The organism is Streptomyces sp. NPDC025793, from assembly GCF_055558375.1.
In genome coordinates this window covers 98,076-108,348 of sequence record NZ_JBVHMR010000026.1, presented here as the reverse complement: position 1 = coordinate 108,348, position 10,273 = coordinate 98,076, and the positions used below count along the sequence as shown (strand labels likewise).

General features: G+C 67.8%; 6 protein-coding genes and 3 pseudogenes. 7 read left to right on the top strand and 2 right to left on the bottom strand.

The window, feature by feature from the left end:
* The 7 genes and pseudogenes from ACZ4MF_RS34900 to ACZ4MF_RS34870 all read left to right on the top strand — a co-directional run.
* Positions 1-534, top strand: a pseudogene (locus tag ACZ4MF_RS34900) (IS5 family transposase); the annotation flags it as partial.
* A gap of 60 nt (positions 535-594) precedes the next feature.
* Positions 595-1,725 (top strand): ABC transporter ATP-binding protein, encoded by a 1,131-nt coding sequence (locus tag ACZ4MF_RS34895; protein WP_467496464.1) that lies wholly within the window; start codon positions 595-597, stop codon positions 1,723-1,725.
* A complete protein-coding gene (locus tag ACZ4MF_RS34890) occupies positions 1,722-2,387 on the top strand; it encodes an ABC transporter permease (RefSeq protein WP_467496462.1) in 666 nt (221 codons plus the stop codon). The genes ACZ4MF_RS34895 and ACZ4MF_RS34890 overlap by 4 nt, the downstream gene beginning before the upstream one ends.
* Complete coding sequence (locus ACZ4MF_RS34885) at positions 2,384-3,073, top strand: ABC transporter permease (RefSeq protein ID WP_467496460.1); 690 nt, start codon at positions 2,384-2,386, stop codon at positions 3,071-3,073. The genes ACZ4MF_RS34890 and ACZ4MF_RS34885 overlap by 4 nt, the downstream gene beginning before the upstream one ends.
* 47 nt (positions 3,074-3,120) lie before the next feature.
* Complete coding sequence (locus ACZ4MF_RS34880; protein WP_467496470.1) at positions 3,121-4,044, top strand: ABC transporter substrate-binding protein; 924 nt, start codon at positions 3,121-3,123, stop codon at positions 4,042-4,044.
* Positions 4,045-4,469: 425 nt separating this feature from the next.
* Positions 4,470-5,253, top strand: a pseudogene (locus ACZ4MF_RS34875) (IS630 family transposase); the annotation flags it as partial.
* A gap of 321 nt (positions 5,254-5,574) precedes the next feature.
* Positions 5,575-5,691, top strand: a pseudogene (locus ACZ4MF_RS34870) (IS701 family transposase); the annotation flags it as partial.
* 312 nt (positions 5,692-6,003) lie between these two features.
* Here the strand turns inward: ACZ4MF_RS34870 and ACZ4MF_RS34865 are convergent.
* Positions 6,004-7,617 (bottom strand): amidohydrolase, encoded by a 1,614-nt coding sequence (locus tag ACZ4MF_RS34865; RefSeq protein WP_467496458.1) that lies wholly within the window; start codon positions 7,615-7,617, stop codon positions 6,004-6,006.
* Between the two features lie 1,161 nt (positions 7,618-8,778).
* A complete protein-coding gene (locus ACZ4MF_RS34860) occupies positions 8,779-10,212 on the bottom strand; it encodes a carboxylesterase/lipase family protein (protein WP_467496456.1) in 1,434 nt (477 codons plus the stop codon).
* Positions 10,213-10,273 lie beyond the last annotated feature (61 nt).

The window sequence follows — 10,273 nt, the reverse complement described above, 5'->3', positions numbered from 1 at the left end:
TGCGCGCGGTGAAGTGGACTGGGCCTCAGTGATCGTGGATGCGGCCTCGGTCCGCGCGAAAAGGGGGGATCGCTGACCGGGCGCAATCCGGTCGATCGGGGCAAGAAGGGCAGCAAGCTGCACGTCCTGTCCGACGCTCAGGGCTTACCCCTGGCGCTCGGTGTGTCCGGTGCGAACGTCCATGACAGTCAGGCTCTGCTCCCGCTGGTCCTGGGCATACCCGCAATCCGGTCGCGGCGCGGTCCGCGCCGGCGCCGTCCCGGCAGGCTCCGCGCGGACAAGGCCTACCACTCCGCCGAGCACCTGAGGTGGCTGCGCAGCCGCGGCATCATCCCACGCATCGCCCGCCCGGGCATCGAATCCAGCGAGCGACTCGGCCGACACCGCTGGAAGATCGAAAGGTCGATCTCCTGGCTCTTCGGCTACCGCCGTCTCACCGTCCGGTACGAGCGGAAAGGCACACACTTTCTCGGCTTCCTCGGTCTCGCGGCCGCACTGACCTGCTACAAGAAGCTGACCAACCGCACCACGTGAGACAAGCTCTCAGTCACCCATAGCTCTGCATGCCCATATGCAGTCGGGTAAGGGGCAGCCTTGATCAGATTCGACGCGGTGAGCAAAAACTACCCAAACGGAACCACAGCCGTGGACGATTTGTCCCTGGAGTTGGCAGAGGGCGGCATCACGGTCCTGGTCGGTCCCTCCGGCTGCGGCAAGACGACGACCCTGCGCATGATCAACCGCATGGTGGAGCCGACGGCGGGGACGGTGAGCCTGCGCCGTCAGGACATCCGGGACGTCCACGCCCCCGAGCTGCGCCGCGGCATCGGGTACGTGATCCAGCACGCGGGGCTGTTCCCGCACCGCACCATCCTCGACAACATCGCGACCGTTCCGCTACTGCTCGGCTGGAGCAAGAAGAAGGCACGGGCGCGCGCGGCCGAGCTGCTGGAACTGGTGGGGCTGCCGGCCGAGATGGCCAAGCGCTACCCGAACCAGCTCTCCGGCGGGCAGCAGCAACGCGTCGGAGTGGCACGGGCGTTGGGCGCCGACCCGCCGGTGCTGCTGATGGACGAGCCGTTCAGCGCCGTCGACCCGATCGTGCGGGCCGAGCTGCAGGCGGAGTTCATCCGGCTGCAGAAGGATCTGCACAAGACGATCGTGTTCGTCACCCACGACATCGACGAGGCGATGAAACTCGGCGACAACATCGCGGTGTTCAGAACCGGCGGCAAGCTCGCCCAGTTCGACACGCCCGAGTGGCTGCTCGCCCATCCCGCCGACGACTTCGTGGCCGGCTTCGTCGGGCAGGACCGGGGCATCCGCCGGCTGTCCTTCGTCAAGGCGGGCGAGGTGCCGCTGCGCGACGGTCCGGTGCTGACGGCGACCACTGCCGTGGCGCAGGCCCGGGCGACGGACGAGCCGTGGATCCTCGTCGTCGACGACGCCCGGCGACCGCTCGGCTGGGTCGCGGCCGCCGAACTGCCCGAGGGCGGCACACTCGCGGACGCGACCCTGACGCCACTCGGCCACGCCTTCAGCCTCGTCGGCGACTCGGCGCGAGCCGCCCTCGACGCGGCACTCCTGTCGCCCTCCCGACTCGCGGTGGGCGTGGACGTGGACGGCGCGGTCATCGGAGTCGTCGACGCGTACGAGCTGTCCGCCGTCATAGCCGCCGCCGAGACGGAGGCCGCCGGAGGCAAGACGGGCGGTGGTGAAGCATGAACGACAGTGAGTCGCTGGTCCGCTGGGGGTGGATCGGCGATCATGCCGGCGAGCTGGCCGACTACACCGGTGTCCATCTCAGACTGGGCCTGCTTCCGGTGCTTTTCGGGCTGATCATCTCGATTCCCCTCGGCATCCTGTGCCACCGCTGGCGATGGCTGTACCCACCGGTCCTGACCGTGAACAACATCCTGTACTCGATCCCGTCACTGGCCCTGTTCATGATCTTCGTCAAGTACACCGGGCTGACGGAACGCACCGTGATGATCCCGCTGACGCTCTACACGCTGTCGGTCCTGGTTCCCAACGTCGTGGACGGGCTGGCCTCGGTCCCTGAATCGGTCAGGCAGGCGGCCATCGCGATGGGATTCGGCCCGGTACGCCGCGTCGTCCAGGTGGAACTGCCGATCGCCGTGCCCGTCGTCATCGCCGGCGTACGTGTCGCGGCCGTCTCGTCCATCAGTCTGGTCGCCGTGGGACAGCTGATCGGACAGGGCGGGCTCGGCCACTACATCACCCGCGGCCTCCAACTCGACTTCCCCACCCCGATCGTCACCGCGATCGTCCTGATCATGCTGCTCGCGCTCACCACCGACGCCCTGCTGGTCCTGGCGCAGCGGCTGCTCACTCCGTGGTCCCGGAGCAAGGTGACGGCGTCATGAACGATCTCCTGAACCAACTCCGACTCGTGGCCGACTGGTTGACGTCCTCGAAGCAGTGGCACGGCGCGGAGGGCATCCCCCAGCGGCTGCTGGAACACCTCACCTACAGTGGTGTGTCGCTGTTGTTCGCTTCCCTGATCGGGCTGGTGTTCGGGCTGCTGGTCGGGCACACCGGCCGTGGGGCGTTCGCCGTGGCCAGCGTGGCCAACCTCGCGCGGGCGATCCCCACCTTCGGCCTGGTCGTCCTCGTCGTCACCCTCGCCGGGCTCAGCACCACGCCCGTGCTGATCGCCTTGATCGCGCTCGCGGTCCCGCCGATCCTCATCAACACCTTCGAAGGCGTCCGGGGTGTGGACCCCGCCACCAGGGATGCCGCCCGCGGGGTCGGCATGACCGAGTGGGAGGTCCTGGTGAAGGTGGAGGTGCCGATGGCGCTGCCGCTGATCCTCCTCGGACTGCGGGTCGCCGCCATCCAGGTCGTGGCCACCGCGACCGTCGCGGCCTACCCGGGTCTCGGCGGCCTGGGCCGCTTCATCGTCGACGGACTCTCCCGCAACGACTACGAGCTCGTCATCGGCGGCTCGACCGTCGTCGTCGGCCTGGCGCTCCTGGTCCAGATCGCCTTCACCGCGCTGCAGCGCGTCATCGTCTCGCCGGGCCTCAGGGTCTCGGCGTCCAGATCCTGAGTTTTTGGGCTTCAGGGCCACTGAGAAAGGAAACACCCATGAGAGGCATGTACCGCGGCGCCGCCTTCGGCCTGATCACCGCACTCTCGCTGACCGCCTGCGGCAGCAGCGGCTCCAGCGACAGCAATCCGCTGACGGGCAGCAGCAAGGACAGCGGCGGCACGTCCCTCGTCGTCGGCTCGGCGAACTTCCCCGAGAACCAGCTGCTCGCCGAGATCTACGCCGAGGTCCTGGAGGCCAAGGGCCTGAAGGTGACCCGCAAGTTCGACATCGGAGCCCGTGAGGTCTACTACGACCAGATCGTCAAGGGCGGCATCCAGGTCTTCCCGGAGTACAACGGCGCCCTGCTGGCGGTCGCGGTCGACAAGACCAGCACCGCGACCAGCACCGAGGACATCAACGCCGAGCTGAAGAAGAAGCTTCCCTCGTCGGTGACGATCCTCGACTCCGCCGAGGCCCAGGACAAGGACTCGGTCACGGTCGCCGCCGAGACCGCCAAGAAGTACAACCTCAAGACCCTCGCCGACCTCAAGTCGGTCGCGGGCAAGTGGACGATCGGGGCCGGCTCGGAGTTCAAGACCCGCACCCAGGGCTGGGTCGGTCTGAAGAAGATCTACGGCGTCGAGTTCGGGAAGTTCCAGCCGCTCGACGCGGGCGCGCAGAGCACCCTGCTGAAGCTGCTGGAGTCCGGCAAGGTGCAGGCCGCCAACATTTACACCACGGACCCGGCCATCGTCGCGGACAAGCTGGTGGTCCTCGAGGACCCGAAGAACCTCTTCTCCTCGCAGAACGTGACGCCCCTGGTCTACAAGTCCGCGGTCAACGACAAGGCCAAGGCGGCACTCAACGCCGTTTCGGCCAAGCTCACCACCGCCGACCTGCAGGACATGATGAAGAAGCTCGTCAACGACAAGGAGGACGCCGGCACCGTCGCCAAGGAGTGGCTGACGAACGCCGGCCTCGTGAGCTGACCGGTTCGGCAACGCAAAGGCTGCGGGAGCAGATGAGTGAAGGTGCCGGCACTGACACGCCTGCCGGTGTCGGCGCCTCCGCATGGCTGCACCGGCTCTTCGAAGGCCGTCGGCTCACCCCGGCGCAGCGTCGCATCGCGCACTGCCTGGTGCGGCGAGCGGCGGATGTACCCTTTCTGGCGCGCGTGGAACTGGCCCAACTGCCTCCTTCGCACACGCGCTCGGCCGAATCACGGGCGTGCCGGTGCTCTCTGCCGACGCAGCGCCGGATGCCGGGGCCGATGCCGGGCGCTGGGTGGTCGACGGACGGCAGGGTGAGGGGCTGGCGTCCTGCCTCACCGACTGCGACACCGTCGTCGTTCTGGATCCGCCGGTCGTCACCTGCCTGCGGAGAGTCCTCATGCGCCGACTACGGCAGGACGCCAATGAAGCTGCTGATCGGGCGGATGTTCCATGTCGGGTTCACGATTCAGGGGGTGTGGAAGCTGTTGCGGCGGCACGGCTGGTCCGCGCAGGTCCCGCTGCGGTGGGCGATCGAACGCGACGACGAGGCGATCGAGGTGTGGAAGGCCGAGGTGTGGCCGCAGGTGAAAGGACCGCGGCGGACCTGGGCGCCCACATCTGCTTCGAGGACGTGGCAGGCCAGGGGCTGAGGCCGCCGAAGGGACACACCTGGACACCGCGCGGAGCCCGGCCGGTGGTGCGGGTACGCGGCCGCAACCGGGGACGGGCCAACATCGCCGGCGTGGTCTGCTACCGCGCCGGACACCGCTCCCGGTTCTTCTTCACGCTGCACATCTGGCACGGGCGCCGGGGCGAGCCGGAGGCGTTCTCCTGGCGCCAGTGCCGCGACCTGATCGTCATGACCCACATCCAGCTCGGCACCCCGGTGGTGTGGTGCTGGGACAACCTGAACGTGCACCTGTTCCGGGAGCTGGCCGACTCCGCCGAGGAGCACCAGGACTGGTTACAGATCTTCCAGATGCCCTCCTACGCACCGGAGCTGAACCCGGCCCAGGGGATCTGGTCGCTCCTCAAGCGGCACCTGGCCGACTTCGCCGCCGCCGACCTCACGCACCTCACCCACGTGATCAAGCGCAAGCTGAAGAAGATCCAGTACCGGCCCACCTGGTCCACGGCTGTCTGCCACCCACCGGACTGACCATGGACGACGACGCGATCAGACCGCCGGACATCGCGAGTTCAACCTGGGTAACTACCTGGCCTTGGGGAAACTTCAGTGGGAACATCGTGGTCATCGTATCCCTCGCGCCCGCTGAGAGCCGGAACCGCCCGCGCCGCCCAGCTCGCCAGCAGTCGTACTACCGCGCTCCGCCGTTCGACCAGTAGCTTGGCCCACACCGCAGTCAAGGGGGGGGCGGCCATCGGAGTCGGGCACCGGTCCCCACCCCCCTGCCGACTCGATACGGCCCCGCAGTCATGTGACCAGCACGACCAGTCGCCGCATGGCATCTGTGTGGATTTTCGCCAACACTCATGAATTCGAACCGTCTTGGGGAACTTCATGCGTGGCACACTGAGGAGTGCTTCGAGGCCGCGAAGAACGAGTGCGGCCTGGACCAGTACGAGGTCCGCCGTTACATCGGCTGGTACCGGCACATCACCCTGGCAGCGCTCGCCCATGCCCACCCCGCGGTCATGGCGACCGACGCGGCGGCGGAAGGGGGATGCAGAAACGCTTCCGGCACCCTGGCTCCGCCGCTCCTGGCGCCTCGCCTCGCCAACAACCACCGAGCCGGCCGGTCGTTACGTGCGCACGTGCTGGACTGGTCACGCTGGCGCCGCAGACTCCAAGCCGTCGTTCGCCACTGCCACTACCGACGACGACTCCACTTGTTGGAGGGGCGGTCCGGTGAAACCGCCCCTGACACAACACCAGCCGACTGCACTCCGGACGACGCCCCTGACCAGGCCAGATAGCGAAACACTGCTGGAGTACTAGAACGCTGAGTAGACTATCCTGCCGTCGAAGACGGTCATCTCGACAGGCGCCGAGGTGAGGTCTTCGGCGGCCTTGGCTCCGCTCAGGCACAGGTCGGCGACCTTGCCGACGGTGATGGAGCCCTTCCAGGTGTCCGCGTGGTCCTGCCAGGCGCCGTTGACGGTGAAGGTCCGCAGCGCTTCGTCTAGGGTTATCCGCTCGGCGGCGCCACTGACCCGGCCGCTGCCCCTGGCCACCCGGGACAGGAGCCAATGGACACCGGCGCGCCAGTTTGGAGCGGTCACCGGGGCATCGGAGCTGCACGCGGTCCTCACACCCAAGTCGATGGCGGAACGCGCCGGCCACTCGGTGTCGGCCGCCTCGTCGCCGAACATCTCCCGAACCAAGTCTGAGGTGAGGTGCTGAATCGCAGGCTGGAGGTTGATCCCGTAGCCAAGGGCGGCGAGTTTGGCCAACGCGCTGCGAGAGGCGAACTGGCCGTGGATCACGTAGTGCCTGGCGTCTGGGCGGGGGTACTCTTTGGCGACCGCGGCGAGCGAGTCGACCACGGCGTCGATACCCCGGTTCCCGGTCACGTGCACACCGACCTGGAGCCCGGCCGTGTGGACCAGGCGCAGGATCTCGGTCAACTCCTCCTCGCGCAGTTCCTCGGTGTGCCCATGGGTGCACAATGACCCGTACCCGCCCGAGGGATACTTCTGCCGCATCCACGCGGTCTCCGAGGGCGGGATGCCGTCGGCAAACACCTTCACTCCCGCGAGGCGCACCAGACGGGGGTCTGCCCCGTGCAGGTCGGGCAGCCCGGACAGGTAGGCCCGGGTGTCGGCGGCCGAGGCGCCGGAGAGCGAGCTGGCCAGTCCCAGGACGCTCACCCGCGCTGTCAACTCCCCGCTCTTGGCCAGATCCGCATAGCTGCTGAGTACGGAGGTGCCCATGCCACCTCCGAACATGTGATCGCCGCCGGGACCCAGGCCGGGCTCGGTGAAGGAAGTGATCCCCTCCCGGTTCGCCTCGGCGACCACCGAACGCAACACCTGACTCCGCAGCCGCGCGGTCAGCGGCGGGGCGGCACGCTGGACCAGCGCCTGGTCACCGTCGTACAGAATCCCATCTCCGCCGACCCCGCCGCTCTCCATAGCCCTGGAGTTGGCCCAGGTCACATGGCCGGAAAAGTCCTGGAGCAGCACGGGGTTATCGGGGGCGACCTTGTCCAGATCGGCCGCGGTGGGCTGCCGCCTTGCGTTGTCGGCACATTCGGCGAGGTGGTCACGATTCCAGCCGATCCCACGGATCCACTCTCCGGGTTGCTTGCCGCGCACCTCCTCGGCCACCGCCGCCTGCACCGCGGCGATCGAGCCGAGCGCCACATCGACGGAGAACGGGGGCTTGCCCATCCCGTAGCCACACCCGTGCAGATGTGAGTCGTTCATACCGGGCAGCAAAATCCGCCCCCGCAGGTCCACCACTTCGGTGGAGGGCCCTGCCAACGCCGTTGCGTCCGTTCCCACGTGGGTGATCAGACCATCCCTGATGGCCACCACGCTCGCCGTCGAGACGGTGTCCATCGTCAGCACCCGCCCATTGACGAAAACCAGATCTGCGTACGTCATGAGTCATCTCCAAGATAGGCGTGCTTCAGAGCGGCATCGGAAGTGTGCAGTTGCCCCGGTTCCCGCCGTAAGTGAGTGTTCCGTGCGCCAGCACGTAGACCTGTCGGCGAAGGACAGAGCGGCGTGTGTGAACTGTTCCACCAGCGGGACCGCACAGCCCGCGTCGGCGATCCGCCGGATCACCGGGGCCAGCCCGAGCGACATTTCGTCGAGCAGCAGCGCTGAGAACCTGCCCATGATTGCCCGGACCAGGACGAGCATCCGTTGCTCGCCTCCGGAGACCAGGCCAGCCGGTACGTCGATAAGAGTTTGGCAAGCTCGGGGGAAAGGGCCCGGTCCAGAGAGCCGGAAAGGCGATGTTCTCCTGCACGGTGAGAGTGAGGTAGGCGGCCCTGCCCTGTTCGACATGGGTCAGCCCACACTGGGCCCGCCGCACCCGAGGCAGCGCGGTGAGTTCCCGTCTCCCCAGCCGGATCCCGCCGGAGGTGGGCAGTACCCGGGAGATGGCTTGCCGGGTGCCCAGCGTGCCAGCCACGACGTCCCGCGTCGGGTCGTCGGCCTTGCCGAGGATCGCCAGAACCGAGCCTTCGCGGCTGGTGGCGCCGGAGCGGGACCCTCGCTCATCCCAGATCCCTGCGAAAGGGCCTGGATCGCGCCGACGCCGAAATTCGCGTTCGACCACTGGTGCGGGACACAGAAGCGCTCCGGCCTCCACTGTGAGACAGACGCTGCGGACGACCGACTGTCGGTCACATGCCACGATCGACGCCTCAACGTAGAGGCCCATACCACAGCCTCCTATCCCAGATGGGCACGAAGCACACTTGTCGGGGCTGGCCAAGGGTGGTGCACAGCAGGAGTGGCAATCGGTGATGGCCACAGCCCTGGATCTACTGGATTCGGGTGACGCTCGGTAACTTTTCGTCAAGCTGGCCGAGGTCTGCGGCGCGAGCGTGTCCAAACAGACCATCTCGACCATCACCGACAGTCATGGACGGGACGGCCGAGGCAGCCCCTAGACCCGTTTTGCGTTCTGTCGGTGGTGGCGAACGTCCGTGACCAGGGAGTCCGGTCTCCTTCGTTGACGAGGACTCCGTCCGGGATCGGCTCACCTCGTCCGGCACCAGGAAGTTGGTGTCCACGCGGACAGCTCAGGCGCCGTCACCGGACCCGGCTGTTGCGGGGGTCGGGAGTCTGTATCGCAGGTACATCGAACACGAGTGTCTCCTGTCCCTCCACCGTGTACGGGGTCCAGCCGAGCGTGCCGGCCGGGTCAGGGTCTCCTGTCTTGCTGAAGGAGACCCATGCCTCCTGGATGGCGTCGACGAGATAGGTGTGATCGTCCGCCGTCCCGTGCCTGAGGAAGGGCGAGCTTGCCCACTGGTCCAAGTTGCCGAATAGGAAGGGAAGCTCCGCGCAGTGGCATGCGCCCAGTCCCTCGCTGCCCCCGCTGGGCCACCTCCACCAGAAGAGCCGCGCGGGACGGCCCACTTGCGCCAGGTGCTCGCCCAGCCGGAAGACACCTTCGGTGAACAGATCGTCGATCTGCGCACCGATCCTGCGGGCCTGCTCTCTACCCGTACCTGACAGTGAACCGTCCTGCGGGAAGAACAGCCGTTCCTCCGCGGTGCAGCCCACGAGGAGGTCAACGTGGTCCAGGCTGCCTTCGAATGCCGCCTGTGCGGGCTTGACCGTCAACGTCGCCCCGTCCACCACCGGCACGAATGGGCGGTCCAGGTGGCCCGTGCCCGTGAACCGGTTGAATGTCTGCTGCTGGGCCCGCAGGATCTGGGCAGCGCTGAGTCCGAGCAGCTCAGCCCTCCCGGCGCCGGGGACGCCCGCCGCCTCCAGGAACACCGACGTCGTGTCATCAGCGACGTCGAGGTCATGGTCGTCCACCGCGAAGGGGGCGCTCTGGAGGACCGCGCGGTGGAAAAGGGGCCGTGCTCGCTCCATCGCGCCCAGGGCGAGGATCGAGTAGGCGCCCGCCGACTGGCCGACAACTGTCACCCGGTCGGGGTCGCCGCCGAAGGCCTCCGCGTTATCCCGCACCCACTCCAGTGCCCGAACCTGGTCGAGCAGGCCGAAGTTGGCCCTGATCCCGTCCGCCGCGGCCTCCGCAGGCAGATACAGGTAGCCCAAGGCGCCGAGCCGGTAGTTGACCCCGACCACGACAGCCCCGCGGCGGGCCAGTTCCTCGCCGCTGTAGCACCGTGCCGAGGCCGAGCCCACGGCAAACCCTCCGCCGTGCAGCCAGACGATCACCGGCAGTCCGTGGCCTGGTTGCACCGCGGGAGTCCACACGTTCACCGTCAGGCAATCCTCGTCAATGGCGGGGACCACCTTGGGCACCAGTTCCCCGGCGGACTGTGCCTGAACGGACGCCGGCCCGGCGGTGGTCGCGTCACGTACGCCATCCCACGGCTGCGGCCGGGTGGGGGCGGCGAAGCGCAGCTCGCCGACCGGAGGCGCAGCGTAGGGGATGCCGAGGAAGGATGCGACGCCGGCTCGGCGACGCCCTCGCACGGACCCAGAGTCCGTCGCCGTGACGGGTCCGGCCGGGTCGTGGAACGCCATGTTATCGATCCCTGTCATCGGGTCCTGTCCTTTGGCACGGTTGCGGTTGGCACCACTGTGGCCCAATGCGCTATGCCGA